Raw genomic sequence first — 14,657 nt, forward strand, 5'->3', positions numbered from 1 at the left:
AAGCGATCGCGTCAAGCATGCTCACGGAAAACAGGCCACTTTTCTCGTCTTCTCCACCGTCTATCCGCTATGTGTGTGTGTCCGACCTTGAGGGAGCGCGCATGGCTTTACAGGCGGCGGACCAAGCCACGTATGCTGGGTGCGTTGGTCTGCTTTCTCCCCCCGGAGCCGTGGCGTTTATGGGGGTAGAGTGGTGGCACGCCCTGATGAACGATGTGGCAGAATCGGCTACGCGGGCTTTTGTGCATGTGCTTGATTGTGACAGTAGTCCTGCAGGTGCTCTCATGGCGTTGCGTTGTGGGCAGCAAGCTGCCATTCTGCGCCCGCAAAATCCACAATATGAGGCGGTTCGGGCCTTGTATGCGCAGCAGAAAGCGGAGCTACTGCCACAACGACCGCCATCATTTAACCTTATCATGCCGCTAAGGGCCATATCGTCTCTTGTCGGGTATTTCGCCCACGGTTATTGCCAACACCAGCATCCGGAAAATAATGTGCCGGACACAAGGCAAAAGAAGGACTGTTCCACATGACGCTTACCCCGAAGGTTAAGGCTATTCTCAACCAGTATGAGAGCGATAACCCCGGCACAAAGATGAATCTGGCCCGTCTGCTCAATGCAGGCAAGCTGGGTGGAACCGGCAAAATGGTCATTCTGCCGGTTGATCAGGGGTTTGAGCATGGTCCAGCCCGCTCTTTTGCCGCTAATCCGGCCGCGTATGACCCGCATTACCACTTCCAGCTGGCAGTTGAAGCCGGTCTGAGCGGTTATGCAGCGCCTCTGGGTATGCTCGAATGCGGTGCAGCCACTTTTGCTGGTGAAATTCCGCTCATTCTCAAATGCAACAGCTCTAACAGCCTTGCGACAGAAAAAGATCAGGCCGTTACCGGCACAGTAGCCGATGCGCTGCGTCTGGGCTGCTCGGGCATTGGCTTTACCATTTACCCCGGGTCCGAATACTGCTTCGACCAGATGGAAGAGCTGCGTGAACTGGCGGCAGAAGCCAAGGCAGCCGGTCTGGCCGTTATTGTGTGGAGCTATCCGCGTGGTCCGGTGCTGGACAAAAAGGCCGAAACGGCTGTGGATGTCTGCGCTTACGCCGCTCATATGGCTGCGCTGTGTGGTGCCCATATCATCAAGGTCAAACCGCCGACCGATGTTGTTGCGCTGGATGCCTGCAAGCCTGTGTATGAAAAGAACAAGGTGGATGTAGCAACTCTGGCTGCCCGCATCAGCCATGTTGTACAGGCCAGCTTTGCAGGCCGTCGTATTGTCATCTTCTCTGGTGGTGAACACACCGGCACGGAAAACCTGCTGGCGACCATTCAGGGCATCCATGATGGTGGCGGTTTTGGTTCCATTATCGGTCGTAACGTGTTCCAGCGCCCCAAGGCGGAAGCACTGGCCCTGCTCGACCAGATTACCACCATCTTCAAGAACTGAGCCATGCAGGCGCGCATCGTGCAGGAAGGATAGACGGAGTGTCGGAACTGTATCTTGTTACGCCTCCGCTTTTACGTGCCGATGCGTTTGTGCCTGTGCTGGAAAAGCGGTTGGCCCACTACCAGCCAGCAGCGTTACTGTTGCGGCTGGCGGATGGGGTGTCCGCAGTAACAGCCAAGGCCATAATCGGGCAGATCAGCCCGCTTGTGCAGCATAAAGGTATTGCCCTTATGCTGGAGGACGCACCTGACCTTGCAGTGCAGACCGGGTGCGATGGCGTGCATCTTTCCCCATCTTATGTAGCGGCCTCTGTGCGGGAGGTACGCCGCCAGATTGGGGATGAGCTGCAACTGGGTGTGGCCGTTGGCACAAGCCGGGATGTTGCCATGCGTGCGGGGGAAGAAGGGGCAGATTATATCTGCTTCGCCCCCGATGCGGATGATGCGCCAGATGCTCCGCAGACTGTGCAGGCGCTTGCCCAGTGGTGGTGTATGATGATGGAGCTGCCTGCTGTGGCTCAGGCCCGCACCCCGGAGGAGGCCGCTGCGCTGGTCGGGATTGATGTGGATTTTGTTATGCCAGCCGCCAGTTGGTGGGATGATCCCGCCTTATGGAGCGTCTGACGGTATAAGGCCGGTGCTCAAAGCACTGGTTCCCTCTGTTTCAATGTGCCGGAGCGGCTGAAACAGTCTGTTCCACAGGTGGCAATAGAAGGGTGCGGGTAAAGTACAGCACACCATTGGCCTGCGGAATGCCCATAACCCACAACTGGCTGCTTAGGCCATGAGGTGTTCCCACCATAAGCTGTTCGGTTTGTGGGTCTGACCAGACGGTAAGACTCTGCCCGTTGAGAGTGGGGAGAGAGAGACGGTGGTCTGGTGCTGCACGAATCGCCTCTCGTAAGGCTTTATGCGGCCACTTGCCCGTAACAATCGTAAAACCAAGTATGGCGCGCAGTTGCGACGGATGGGCCGGGTTTAGCAACTGGCCACCAGTCTGGGCATTGTAACTTTCCAGCGCGGCATTGGGCAGGGCAAACACCGTAAAGGGGCCAGCCTGCTGCAAGGTGGCGAGCAGGTCCGTACTTCCCAGCAAATGTGTGTAGTCAGCCAGTTCTATGGAACTGCGCAATGTGTCCGATAATGGACGGTCGCAGAAAGCTGGTGTTTGCGGGTTACCATAGGCAACGGCACTGTCGATCGGGTTGCTGGACTGCTGGGTGTCCGGGTCCTTAGCCGTGCTGCTCCGCCCTGTGGTGTATGTGCGCGTGCCAGAGACGGTGGGCATCATGTATGCGCAGGTTGATATGGGTGTTGTGTATGTATCCTGCCGGGCAGGGCTTTGCTGGCACCCACCCAACAGGGCCATGACTGCCAGCGCCATACCCCAGACAGGCGCACGCCCACGATGCCAGAATGGGGCAGGACATTGCGGGGGAGAATACAGAGCTGCCTCCTGAGTGGTCATGGCATGGAAGACGGAATATGGGTCAGGAGGCAGGGCATAACGCCGCTAGTCTAGCAGCCGTCTCCACGCATTGTCCAACTGCTGACAAGGCCGTCCACCACTTCAAAGTTGGTCTGGCAGCTATAGGTATAGGCGGTGCCCATGCCGCCGCCCCATCCACCTCCCCATCCGCCATAACCCCAGCCTCCGTAGCCCCATCCGCCACCCCAGCCGGGTCCATAACCCCATCCCCCGCCCATGGGCATGGTGTAGTCGGTTTCCTGCGTGATGTAGGCGAGGAAGGTATGGTTGCCGGTGGTGAACTGGCGCGTGGGTACGCCAAAGGTCCGGATGACGTCCACAGTTGGCCGTCCGATCATGGAATCGAGTTTACGGCGTTCCTGCGGGCTAGGAACCTGGCACGCGGTAAGGACCAGAAGCCCCACCAGTAAAAATTTGTTTGCGTATGTCATGGCACGGACTTGTCCCTTGGTCGAATACGCCGCTGGTATTCATCATACTGGTGGAAGACGAACAAAAAACACCTGATTGGCATAAATGTTGCAGACTAATCCTGTATCCACAAGACATCCTGTATGCGTGGTGCGCCACAGGCCAGCATGACCAGCCGGTCAAAGCCAAGCGCAATGCCCGAACAGGGGGGCATGTGGGGCAGGGCCGCAAGCAGCTTTTCATCCATCGGCCATGTTGCGCGGGTGGGGTACAGGCTCTGGCGTATGGCCCTGTCATGGCTAAAACGCTGGCGTTGTTCCACCGCATCTGTCAGCTCTTCAAACGCGTTGGCCAGTTCCATGCCTGCTGCGTACAGTTCAAAGCGCAGGGCAACACGGGGGTCGGTGGGGTCTTTGCGGGCAAGGGCTGCCTGACTGGCTGGCCAGTGGGTTAAAAAGGTGGGGCGCGTCTGGCCAATGGCCGGTTCGATTCGTTCCAGCAATAGACGAAAAAACAGATCTTCCCACGTTTCTCCATCGCGCAGGGTGCAGTGTGCTGCATCGGCAAGAGCCTGCGCCTGCCCCTCTGTTGGCAGCAGATCGACACCGGCATGGCGGCGGAACGCGTCCTCTATGCTCAGACGTTCAAACGGAAGGCTCAGGTCAAGCGTGCACGCATTGCGGCACAAGGTGGGAGGCAGAACGGCTTTGAGCAGGGCTTCCGTCTCGTCCATCAGGCCACTTAGGGCCATGCCGGGGCGGTACCATTCCAGCATGGTAAATTCCGGTGCATGGGTCGCGCTGGCCTCGCCATTGCGCCAGACCCGGGCGAACTGGAACAGCGGTAGCCCGGTAGCTGCGACAATGCGCTTCATGGCAAATTCGGGACTGGTGTGCAGGAATAGCGTCTGGTGCTGGCCGTCGGGTGTTTCCTGCATGGTCTGGAAGGGGAGGAGGTGCACTTCCTCACCCGGAGCAGGCACAGCACAGGGTGTTTCTACCTCCATGCAGCCGCGTGCTTCCAAAAACGCACGGACCCCACGCAAGACCAGATTGCGGCGGATTAAAAAGGGTAGCCGATCGCGGATACGTTCGGGGTCAGGACTACCGAAGGGCAGATGAGATGTTGCAGACACAGACATGGGCAGAGTAGAGCCGGTACATGTCTTCCCCGGTCAAGCCCCCTTTTGCGATCAGCCGTACGCTGCGCACCCCAGATGAACTGATTGCCGCCGGCATGGTCCCGCCTGCTCATCGGGCGGAATTACAGGCCGTTGGCCAGCACTACGCAACAGCCGTGCCCCCCGCTTTTGCAGCACTCATGCAAAGTCCAACGGACCCTATTGGTGTGCAGGTCATTCCCTCAGCGCAGGAACTGGTGGTCTCCCCCGCAGAACGGTCCGACCCGATCGGTGATGATGCGCTCTCCCCCGTGCCCGGTATTGTGCACCGCTACGCGGACCGGGCTTTGCTTAAGCCCCTGCTGGTGTGCCCGTTATACTGCCGCTTTTGCTTCCGGCGTGAGCATGTAGGCCCAGATGGCGGGGTGCTGGACGAAGAGGCCCTGAGTCGTGCGTTGGACTGGCTGCGCACGCATGAGCAGATCCGGGAGGTTATTCTAACTGGCGGAGACCCGCTCATGCTTTCACCCCGGCGGCTAGGGGAGATTGTTCAGGCTCTTTCTGGCATGGCGCATGTTACCACCATTCGGGTGCATACGCGTGTGCCTGTGGCCGCCCCGGAGCGCGTTACTGACACCCTGCTGGATGCGCTGGAAACAGACAAGGCCATGTGGATGGCAGTGCACATGAACCACGCGCGGGAAATGGCCCCCCCAACGCGGGATAGCCTGCGCCGCATTGTAAGGCGGGGTATTCCACTGTTAGGGCAGTCGGTGCTGCTACGGGGAGTGAATGATAGCGAGGAAGCCCTCGAAGCCCTCTTCCGCACCATGGTGGAAAACCGGATGCGGCCATACTACCTGCACCAGCTCGACCCCGCGCCGGGTACGGCGCATTTTCATGTGCCGGTGGAAAGGGGGCAGCAGCTTCTGGCAGGGCTTCGGGGTCGTGTAACGGGGCTGGCTTGGCCCATTTATGTTCTCGATATTCCCGGCGGGTACGGCAAGGTCCCACTGGGGCCGGACTATATTCTCGGCCCCAAGCAGGTGCGTGACCCGGAGGGCGCGGTCCATAATCTGGACCGGCTGTAAGCGGTAGCAGAGGGCGGTTTATTCCCCTATGGCGGCCCCGCCGGGGTGGCGGCGGTCTGCGCCACCATAGAAGCGAGCGGCCCCTTTGGTGTTCAGGTCGGGACCGCCGATTAGAATACCTTCGGGAATACCCCATGGCGCGTGGAGCACAAAGCTATATCCTTCCTGCTCCAAGGTCTGTTGTACTTGTGGCGTAAGTGCCCCGGTTTCCACTTCCACGCTTTCGGGCATCCACTGTTCGTGCAGGCGAGGCAGGTCTATGGCCTGCTGGATGTTCAGCCCGTAATCCACCACGCCCAGAATAACAGACAGAATTGTGGTGGGGATGCGTGAACCACCGGGGCTGCCGATGACCATGACCGGCCTGTCATTACGAGAGATAATGGTGGGCGCCATGGAAGAAAGGGGTGTTTTGCCCGGCGCTATGGCGTTGGCCTTACTGCCGGGAATGCCAAACATGTTGCGCGCGCCGGGTTTGATGGAAAAATCATCCATCTCGTCATTCATGACAATGCCGGTATCTCCGCCTACGACCTTGGCGCCAAACCAGCCGTTGAGCGTGTAGGTGGTGGAAATGGCAAATCCATTCTGGTCGATAACGGAAAACTGCGTGGTTTCCGGTTTTTCTGGAGACGCATCGCCTGCGCGTAGGTCAGCCGAGGGTATGGCGCGGTCGGTGGGCATGTGCGCACGCACACTGGCAATGTAGGCGGGGTCCAGCAGGCTGCTGACCGGGTTATGGATAAAAGCCGGGTCCCCCAGATTCCGGCGGTCGGAATAGGCGTGACGCATGGCTTCAATTTCGTGCTGGAGAGCCGGGGCAGAATGCAGGCCAAGGGCGTGCATGTCATACCCTGCCAGAATCTCAAGCATTTCGCACAAGGCTATGCCCCCGGCACTGGGAGGTGGGGCTGTTTCTACCAGCAGCCCTCGGTAAGAGCAGGTTATGGGGGGCAGTTCGCGCGGTTGGTAATGCGCAAAATCCTCGGCCTGCAAAATGCCGCCATGAGCCTGAGATTGGGCGAGAATGCTGGCGGTGATTGGCCCTTTGTAAAAGGCATCGGCCCCTTTTTGCGCAATCAGTTCCAGCGAGCGTGCCAGATCCTTCTGTACCAGTCTGTCTCCGGGTTGGAGGGGGGAGCCATCAGGGCGCAGAAAAATTTTGCTGGCGTAAGGGTCTTTACGGAATGCTGCGGTGGAGGTGTTCAGGAGCTCAACATCGCCTTCCTCCAGCACAAATCCATCCCGAGCCAGTTTGATGGCTGGTGCGATAACTGTCTGCCGTGGCAGGTGCCCCCAGCGTTTATGCACGGCTTCCAGCCCGGCAACCGTACCGGGCACGGCAACCGCTTTCCACCCCAGTATGGACTGGTTGGGAATAACGTTGCCTGCGCTGTCCAGATACATATCCGGCTTAGCCGCTAGTGGTGCTTTTTCCCGGAAATCAAGAAAAACAGAGGGTTTGCCGGGGGGGCGCAGCATCATAAAGCCGCCACCGCCAAGGTTGCCAGCAGCGGGGTACACAACAGCCAGCGCATACCCCATAGCCACGGAGGCATCGGCTGCATTGCCCCCTTTGGCCAGAATGTGCGCCCCAACCTCGGATGCCAGCTTCTGGGCAGAAACCGCCATGCCATGCTTCCCCGGTACCGGGGGGAGGGCAGTCTGCATGGTGGGCGATACTGTGCCGTAAGCCAGAGGGTCTGCCGCGGGCGCGGCCCATACCGTGTTTGCTGTGGTCAGGCACAAGACCGCAAGCACAACGTGACGCATAACATGGGATGAGAGCGTGGTGCCTGCGGCTTTCATGTGCGTTATCCTTTGATTGGGAAAGGTGGGCAGTCGTAACCGGCGGGGGAACGGGTGAAAATTTCGTACCCTGTTTCGGTCACGGCCAGCATATGTTCAAACTGTGCGGACAGGGAACGGTCCCGTGTGACCGCAGTCCAGCCATCGTCCAGAATTTTCACGTCAGCTTTGCCGATGTTGAGCATGGGTTCAATGGTAAACACCATGCCGGCCTTCAGTTTCATGCCCTGACCGGGGGTGCCGTAGTGCAGAATATTAGGCTCGGCATGGAAAACCTGCCCAATGCCATGCCCGCAAAAATCTTCCACAATGGAATAGCGATTTTTTTCGGCGTAGCTCTGAATGGCGTAACCAATATCCCCCAATGTTGCACCGGGGCGCACGGCTTCAATGCCACGCATCAGGCTTTCATAGGTGGCGGTAATCAGTTTGGCAGCTTTGATGGACACCTTGCCCACGGTGTACATGCGGCTGGAATCTCCAAACCAGCCATTCAGCTTGGGGGTCACGTCAATATTGACAATGTCGCCCTCAATCAGTGGCCGGTCGCCCGGAATGCCGTGGCACACAACGTGGTTGACCGAAATACAGCAGGATTTGGGATAACCACGGTAGTTGAGTGGACCGGGTGTGGCACCATGTTCAAGCGTATAGGCATGAATAATGCGGTCAAGTTCGCCTGTGGTTACGCCGGGTTTGACGTAAGGCGTAATCATGTCCAGCGTGGCAGCAGCCAGCTGACCCGCTGCACGCAGGCATTTGAAGTCTTCTTCGGTATGGAGAACGATCCCGCCTCTGCCCGCCATTCTGCACTTCCTCATCGTTGTTGGTGCTTAGGAAAGCAGCAAGATGAAGAGTGCGGGCCACAAAGGCAACCCGCTTTGATTATGCCAGAGGGTCTAAATGACCAGAAAAAGCTCAGGTCCGGTTATGGGCCGTGCTCTGCCGTGCCGTGCTGCGGCGAATGCTGGGGGTGGAAATGGTGTGAACCTTGGCCCCGATAACCGTTGCATGGCGGCCGTGGCTGACCTTTGTAATGGCGGCATGGTGGCGGCGGGCTGTAGGCGCTTCCGCCACTTCAAGCGGAGTATGTTTGCGGTTGGCCGCTGCTATGATTAGCGCGCCACGGTGGCTCCGGTGGCGCAGTGTGCTGGGAGCCTGTGCAACAAGCAGTGGACGGGCCACAGGCGCAACGCCTTCCGCATCAAACCCGTGGTCAAGCTGGTTTGCCATAACAAGGGAGCGCTGGGTGTTGCTGGATGCCCCCATAACCACCCCGACCAGCCGCACGTTATCGCGGATGGCGGAGGTCACAAGGTTACGCCCTGCTTCCTGCGTATAGCCGGTCTTCATGCCATCTGCCCCGGCATAAACCTTGAGCATGGGGTTATGGTTGGGAATGTACCGGCCATGAAAACGGAAGGCAGGGGTGGAGAAGTAGTGGTAATACTCAGGAAAATCGGCAATCAGGCGGCGGCCAAGTGTTGCCAGATCACGCGCAGTGGTCATCTGGTCCGGGTCTGGCAGGCCGGAAGCATTGCGGAACAGGGTCTGGTTCATGCCCATAGCATGGGCCTGCTGGGTCATCATGGCGGCAAACTGGGGTTCGCTGCCGCCCCCAATCAGTTCACCCAGCGCACAGGCCGCATCGTTGGCGGATTTGGTAACCAGCGCCAGCACGGCCTGTTCAACGGTCAGGCGGGAGCCGGGAACCAGCCCAAGCTTGGAGGGCTCCATGGTGGAGGCGTGGATGGAAACAGGAACAGCCTGATTGAGCGATATGGCTCCAGCGCGCAGGGCGTTGAAGGTCATATACAGCGTCATCAGTTTGGTCAGGCTTGCCGGATAACGGCGTAGGTCCGGGTTGGTCTGGGACAGGACAGCGCCGGTTTTGGAATCCATAACAATGGAGCTGATCTGCCCGGCATACTGGGCGTGTGCGTGGCCGACCGTCGTCAAGGCGCCAACCGTTACGCTGGCAAACAGGGCGGCCCACTTACGCAAACGCAGATTTTTAATGCTTTTGCCAGACGTTGGTCTGTTGCCATCTGCCATCTGCCGTAACGCCGGTTTGTTTGCCACTTTTACCCCCACCTACTCCGTATGGAATACTATTCCGCCTACCGTTGGGAATCGCAAGAGCGTGGCGGCAAAAAACTGGCGCTTTGGTGCCCAGAATCCGAATAACCAGAAACATCGTTCTCTTCCGCCATGTTGGGCTGGTGTGTGGCATAAATATGGCACACACGCCGAACATTGGCGCGCGCATCAGCTATTCTGTGGTTATTTCCCTCTTTTATTGTACTTCGGCTTTGCCAATATGGTGATAAGGAACACCTCAGTTTTCAACCCTTGCTTCTGGAGTTCGGTTGCTATGGCCTCGTTTCATTTTCCTGTTCTGCATACAGGCAACGGGCCGTCGCGGCGTGATCAGGGCATGGATTCGGATCGGGATGATGCAGAAATTGGTGTGGTGGTGCGGGCCAAGCCCAAAACCCGTAAGCCCGCCATGTATAAAGTGCTCATGCTGAATGATGATTACACACCCATGGAATTTGTTGTGTACGTTCTGGAGCGCTTTTTTCAGAAGAATCGGGAAGAGGCGACGGACATCATGCTCAATGTCCATCGCAAGGGCGTAGGGGTGTGTGGCGTGTTTACGTATGAGGTGGCGGAGACCAAGGTCTCTCAGGTCATGGATCTGGCGCGCCAGAATCAGCACCCGCTCCAGTGCACCATCGAAAAAGACTGAACAAACGATATCAGGCCCGCCCGACCCGGCCCCCTTTGTGGGGGCTTAATGCCCGTTTGCGCCACAAACAGGGGGGCGTAGCCGTGAGGGCGCATATTTTTGCGCGCCGGGGCTTTTTACAAAAAGCGCGAAAAACCAGCATTCTTGTGCGATGTGAGAACGAAAAATGCGTGAACGCGCGTTTTTTGCGTGGTTATGACTCGCATTTCTTGCCGAAGCAGCCAAATATGTTTTCAGGGCATCCGATCGTGGTCTCTTGGTAGTTTCGCCGCGGTTGGAAAGTCCGGGGAAAGGAGCGTCTCGTCATGTTGTCACGCAATCTTGAGCAGACGCTGCATCGGGCGCTTATTCTGGCCGGAGAACGGCATCATGAATATGCCACGCTAGAGCATCTGCTTCTTGCCCTGGTTGATGATGCGGATGCCGTAACGGTATTCCGCGCCTGTGGGGTTGATCTGGACCGGTTGCGGACAGACCTGACAGGCTTCCTCGACAAGGATCTGGCAGGTCTGGCGTCTGACCGTCCGACTGAACCCAAGCCGACTGCCGCCTTCCAGCGCGTTATCCAGCGTGCGGCTATTCATGTGCAGTCTACCGGCCGGGATGAAGTCACAGGGGCCAACGTACTTGTGGCCCTGTTTGCCGAGCGCGAAAGCCATGCTGTGTACTTCCTGCAATTGCAGGATATGACACGGCTGGATGCGGTAAACTTTCTGTCTCACGGTATTGCCAAGGCTCCCGACCGCACGACCCGCCGCCCTGTTGCAGGGAGCAACTCCGGTGCGGAAAAAGGGGAAGAGCCCGAACGCGCAGAAGCCAAGGCGCAGAAAAGTCAGGACGCGCTCTCGACCTACTGCGTCAATCTGAACGACAAGGCCGCGGCCGGTAAGGTTGACCCGCTGATCGGGCGCGATACGGAAATTGAACGCACGATTCAGATCCTGTGCCGCCGCACCAAAAATAACCCGCTGTATGTAGGTGACCCCGGCGTGGGTAAAACCGCCATTGCAGAAGGGTTGGCCCGCCGGATTGTGGAAGGCAGCGTGCCCGAAGTGCTGCTTAAATCCACCATCTATTCGCTGGATATGGGCGCACTGCTGGCTGGTACCCGCTACCGCGGTGATTTTGAGGAACGCCTCAAAGCCGTTGTTACGGAACTGGATCAGGACCCGCACGCCATCCTGTTTATTGATGAAATCCATACCGTTATCGGTGCAGGTGCCACATCGGGTGGGGCCATGGATGCGTCCAACCTGCTCAAGCCTGCTCTGGCGGCTGGTACGCTGCGGTGCATCGGCTCGACCACGTATAAGGAATTCCGCCAGCACTTTGAGAAAGATCGTGCGCTTGTAAGGCGGTTCCAGAAGATTGATGTGCCCGAGCCCAGCATTGATGATGCGGTCAAGATCCTGCGCGGCCTGAAGGGTAGCTACGAAAAGCACCATAAGGTCCGCTACACGGAAGAGGCCATTCGTGGGGCTGTGGAACTGTCCGCCCGCTACATTCATGATCGCAAATTGCCCGATAAGGCGATTGACGTGATTGATGAGGTCGGAGCCTCCCGCATGCTCCAGCCTGAAGGCCGCCGCCGCAAGACGGTCAACCTGAAGGATGTGGAAGACATCATCGCCCGTATTGCGCGTATTCCGCCCAAAAGCATTTCGGCCGATGACAAGGAAGTGCTGCGGTCTCTGGAACGCGACCTCAAGGGCATGGTGTTCGGGCAGGATCAGGCGATTGATGCCCTGTCCGCTGCCATCAAGCTGGCGCGTGCTGGCCTGCGTGATCCGGAAAAGCCGATTGGCAACTATCTGTTCTCCGGCCCCACAGGGGTTGGTAAAACGGAAGTAGCCCGCCAGCTTGCCAACGCGCTGGGTATTGAGCTGATCCGGTTTGACATGTCTGAATACATGGAGCGGCATTCCATCTCCCGTTTGCTGGGTGCGCCTCCGGGGTATGTCGGGTTTGATCAGGGCGGCCTGCTGACCGATTCCATCGACCAGCATCCGCATGCCGTTCTGCTGCTGGATGAAATCGAAAAGGCTCATCCTGATCTGTACAACGTGCTGCTTCAGGTGATGGATAACGGCCGCCTGACGGACCATAACGGTAAAACGGTCGATTTCAGGAATGTTATCCTGATCATGACCACCAATGCCGGTGCATCCGATATGAGCAAGGAGGCCGTGGGTTTTGGTCGCAAGGTGCGTGAAGGCGAGGATGAAGAGGCTATCAAACGCCTGTTCACCCCCGAGTTCCGTAACCGGCTGGATGCGGTTATTCCGTTTGCACATCTGACGCAGGAGATTGTCGGGCAGGTAGTAGAAAAGTTTGTGCTGCAGCTTGAAGCACAACTGGCTGACCGTCATGTGACCATTGAACTGTCCTCGGCAGCCAAGGAGTGGCTGGCAGAACAGGGGTACGACCGTCTGTATGGCGCACGGCCACTTGGCCGGGTCATTCAGGAATCCATCAAGAAGCCTCTGGCCGAGGAACTACTCTTCGGGCGGCTGGCTAAAGGTGGGGCCGTTAAGATCGGTCTTAAAAATGGTGAACTGGCGTTTGACATTGTGGAAAGCAATGGCAATGCCACGTCCGGCTCTGGTGAGGATGAGCGCGGGAGCGAAAAGGAAGAAGAAGCAGCAGGCTGATCAGGGGATCTGGTCTATAAAGGGAGAAGGGGCTGGCCGGTTTTTCTGGCCAGCCCCTTTTTTTGTCAGTCGTACTGCTTTCCGTTGACAATAACGTAGCCGGGAACACCCCATGAGCGGCCAGTGCCGTGGTGTGTCCAGTCCACACCCTGCTTGCGTGGGGAGTCATAGTAATAACGCCCAACAACTTCTACTGCGTCCCCTTTGGCGACCCATGGCCATGCAGGTGTTTGCATTTCGTCCAGATTGGTCACAATGCGGATGGATACGTTGGGGGCAACGGTTACGTAAAAATACCCATGCCGGCCACTGCGCGTTTTCTTGGCTTTTGGTGAAATGGCCAGAACAGTGCCGCAAATATGCACAGGAACATCTTTTTTGGAGCCACCACTTTCAAACGCCTGCTGCTTGCTCAGAAAATCCTGATTATCGCATGAGGACGGCACCGTGGCGGTCTGGGTATTATCATGCGTCCTGTAGCGCGCCTGAGCGGGGTGGAGGAACAGGGTGGGCAGACTTAACCCGGTACATAATGCCAGCAGGGCCGCGCGATTTTTAAAACGGAGCATGGTTATCCTTATCGAGGTTATGGCGTTTGTGGATATGTTTCATGGCGAGGAGGTCGCCACCTGTCAAATGCGCGTGATCAGGGACGAATAGGCTGGGCAGGAGGAGTTTACAGGCCGTAACAATTTAGGCAAAACAGAGAGATACAGCAGACATTGTTGCGTTTTGGGACCAAATTGGTCGTGCTACTTTTGCGCAGTATTGTTTCGAATACGGATTGAAAGACATATCCCGCATGCAAGACGATATCCTCAAACTTGCTTACGAAGTCTCTCAGATGACGCGGGAAAAAATTCATCTGATAGCTTCCGTTATGAACGAAGCCAAATTTCTGGCCATCAACACCCGCATTGAGGCCGCGCGGGTGGGGCAGGCCGGGGCTGCTTTTGGTTTGCTGGCAGACGAAATGGGGCGTATTTCCACCCGTATTGTCGGTATTGCTTCCGAGTTGCGGAGTGCGACGGATAGCAGTACGGACCGCCTGTTAAAGGCTGGGAATGACCTGCTTTTGCAGGGTAAAGGAGAACGTCTGACAGATCTGGCTCTGAATGTGGTAGATCTGATTGACCGCAATCTGTACGAGCGTTCGTGCGATGTGCGTTGGTGGGCGACCGATAGTGCCGTTGTGCAGGCGTTGGAAAGCGGCACACCGCAGGCCTTCCAGTATGCCTCGGAGCGGCTGGCGACAATTCTGAAATCCTACACTGTTTATCTCGATCTTTTTATTGTCGATATGCAAGGCAAGGTCGTGGCGTGTGGTCGCCCCGAAACGCATCGTAGCTTGCGTGGGTGGGATATGTCGCAGGAAGGATGGTTTACTCAGGCACTTCGCACGCAAAGTGGTGAGGAATACGCCGTGGCAGACGTTGATCGTGTGCAGGCGCTGAATAACGAGCAGGCTGCCATTTACAGCACGGCCATCCGGGCCGGAGGCGAGGCGCGCGGGCAGGTTCTGGGTGTTCTGGGTATTGCGTTTGACTGGGCACCGCAGGCTGAAGCTATTGTTAAAGGCGCGCGCCTCTCTGATATGGAGCGGGGGCAGACACGGGTTATGCTGGTTGATGCCCACAAACGGATTATCGCAGCATCTGATGGGAGTGGGTTACTAAACGAACATTACAAGTTCGTGCCGAAACAAGAGCGTGGGTATTATGTGGATGGGGACAGACTGATCGCCTACGCACATACCCCCGGTTATGAGACCTATAAGGGACTGGGATGGTACGGGGTTTTGGAAACCACCATTTAAATATTATCGGATTTTAAAAATTAGTCAGATCTGGATTTTCCTTCCGGGGGTTTGCCCGGAAGGAAAAAAGTCAGG

14 protein-coding genes are annotated in these 14,657 nt (G+C 57.4%); 7 read left to right on the forward strand and 7 right to left on the reverse strand.

Features of this window, described 5'->3' with window-relative positions:
- The first annotated feature begins 17 nt into the window (after positions 1 to 17).
- The 3 genes from AGA_RS03415 to AGA_RS03425 are packed head-to-tail and all read left to right on the forward strand — an operon-like array spanning position 18 to position 2,067.
- Positions 18 to 533 (forward strand): hypothetical protein, encoded by a 516-nt coding sequence (locus tag AGA_RS03415; protein WP_231945987.1) that lies wholly within the window; start codon positions 18 to 20, stop codon positions 531 to 533.
- Positions 530 to 1,444, forward strand: a complete 915-nt coding sequence (locus tag AGA_RS03420) for a class I fructose-bisphosphate aldolase (RefSeq protein ID WP_059023033.1) — start codon at positions 530 to 532, stop codon at positions 1,442 to 1,444. The genes AGA_RS03415 and AGA_RS03420 overlap by 4 nt, the downstream gene beginning before the upstream one ends.
- A 38-nt stretch (positions 1,445 to 1,482) precedes the next feature.
- Positions 1,483 to 2,067 (forward strand): thiamine phosphate synthase, encoded by a 585-nt coding sequence (locus AGA_RS03425; RefSeq protein ID WP_059023034.1) that lies wholly within the window; start codon positions 1,483 to 1,485, stop codon positions 2,065 to 2,067.
- A 40-nt stretch (positions 2,068 to 2,107) separates the two neighbouring features.
- On the opposite strand, the gene AGA_RS03430 is transcribed toward AGA_RS03425, so the two are convergent.
- The 3 genes from AGA_RS03430 to epmA all read right to left on the reverse strand — a co-directional run bounded on the left by AGA_RS03430 (position 2,108) and on the right by epmA (position 4,484).
- Positions 2,108 to 2,911, reverse strand: a complete 804-nt coding sequence (locus tag AGA_RS03430; protein WP_231945989.1) for a fasciclin domain-containing protein — start codon at positions 2,909 to 2,911, stop codon at positions 2,108 to 2,110.
- Between the two features lie 50 nt (positions 2,912 to 2,961).
- The gene (locus tag AGA_RS13400; protein ID WP_083503532.1) at positions 2,962 to 3,363 is read right to left on the reverse strand and encodes a hypothetical protein; all 402 of its coding nucleotides are present in this window, start codon (positions 3,361 to 3,363) and stop codon (positions 2,962 to 2,964) included.
- A gap of 95 nt (positions 3,364 to 3,458) precedes the next feature.
- The gene (gene epmA, locus AGA_RS03440) at positions 3,459 to 4,484 is read right to left on the reverse strand and encodes an EF-P lysine aminoacylase EpmA (RefSeq protein ID WP_059023037.1); all 1,026 of its coding nucleotides are present in this window, start codon (positions 4,482 to 4,484) and stop codon (positions 3,459 to 3,461) included.
- Positions 4,485 to 4,504: 20 nt separating this feature from the next.
- Between epmA and AGA_RS03445 the strand changes: the two genes are divergently transcribed.
- The gene (locus AGA_RS03445) at positions 4,505 to 5,554 is read left to right on the forward strand and encodes a lysine-2,3-aminomutase-like protein (RefSeq protein ID WP_059023038.1); all 1,050 of its coding nucleotides are present in this window, start codon (positions 4,505 to 4,507) and stop codon (positions 5,552 to 5,554) included.
- 18 nt (positions 5,555 to 5,572) lie between these two features.
- On the opposite strand, the gene ggt is transcribed toward AGA_RS03445, so the two are convergent.
- From ggt to AGA_RS03460, 3 genes are all read right to left on the reverse strand, one after another.
- Positions 5,573 to 7,327: a gamma-glutamyltransferase gene (ggt, locus tag AGA_RS03450; protein WP_059024620.1), complete on the reverse strand. Its 1,755-nt coding sequence runs from the start codon at positions 7,325 to 7,327 to the stop codon at positions 5,573 to 5,575.
- Between the two features lie 41 nt (positions 7,328 to 7,368).
- Positions 7,369 to 8,169 (reverse strand): type I methionyl aminopeptidase, encoded by an 801-nt coding sequence (gene map / locus AGA_RS03455; RefSeq protein WP_059023039.1) that lies wholly within the window; start codon positions 8,167 to 8,169, stop codon positions 7,369 to 7,371.
- A 112-nt stretch (positions 8,170 to 8,281) separates the two neighbouring features.
- Positions 8,282 to 9,418 (reverse strand): D-alanyl-D-alanine carboxypeptidase family protein, encoded by a 1,137-nt coding sequence (locus AGA_RS03460; protein ID WP_059023040.1) that lies wholly within the window; start codon positions 9,416 to 9,418, stop codon positions 8,282 to 8,284.
- 319 nt (positions 9,419 to 9,737) lie between these two features.
- Between AGA_RS03460 and clpS the strand changes: the two genes are divergently transcribed.
- Positions 9,738 to 10,115, forward strand: a complete 378-nt coding sequence (clpS, locus tag AGA_RS03465; protein ID WP_059023041.1) for an ATP-dependent Clp protease adapter ClpS — start codon at positions 9,738 to 9,740, stop codon at positions 10,113 to 10,115.
- A 305-nt stretch (positions 10,116 to 10,420) separates the two neighbouring features.
- Positions 10,421 to 12,766, forward strand: a complete 2,346-nt coding sequence (gene clpA, locus AGA_RS03470) for an ATP-dependent Clp protease ATP-binding subunit ClpA (RefSeq protein WP_059023042.1) — start codon at positions 10,421 to 10,423, stop codon at positions 12,764 to 12,766.
- Between the two features lie 65 nt (positions 12,767 to 12,831).
- On the opposite strand, the gene AGA_RS03475 is transcribed toward clpA, so the two are convergent.
- Entirely contained in the window at positions 12,832 to 13,335 is a 504-nt protein-coding gene (locus tag AGA_RS03475; protein WP_059023043.1) for a DUF3465 domain-containing protein, read from the reverse strand.
- 233 nt (positions 13,336 to 13,568) lie between these two features.
- Here AGA_RS03475 and AGA_RS03480 point away from each other — a divergent pair, with 233 nt between their 5' ends.
- On the forward strand, positions 13,569 to 14,582 hold the full coding sequence (locus tag AGA_RS03480; RefSeq protein WP_059023044.1) for a cache domain-containing protein: 1,014 nt from the start codon (positions 13,569 to 13,571) through the stop codon (positions 14,580 to 14,582).
- Positions 14,583 to 14,657 lie beyond the last annotated feature (75 nt).

The sequence above is a fragment of the Acetobacter ghanensis genome, from assembly GCF_001499675.1.
GTDB classification, from domain to species: Bacteria; Pseudomonadota; Alphaproteobacteria; order Acetobacterales; family Acetobacteraceae; genus Acetobacter; species Acetobacter ghanensis.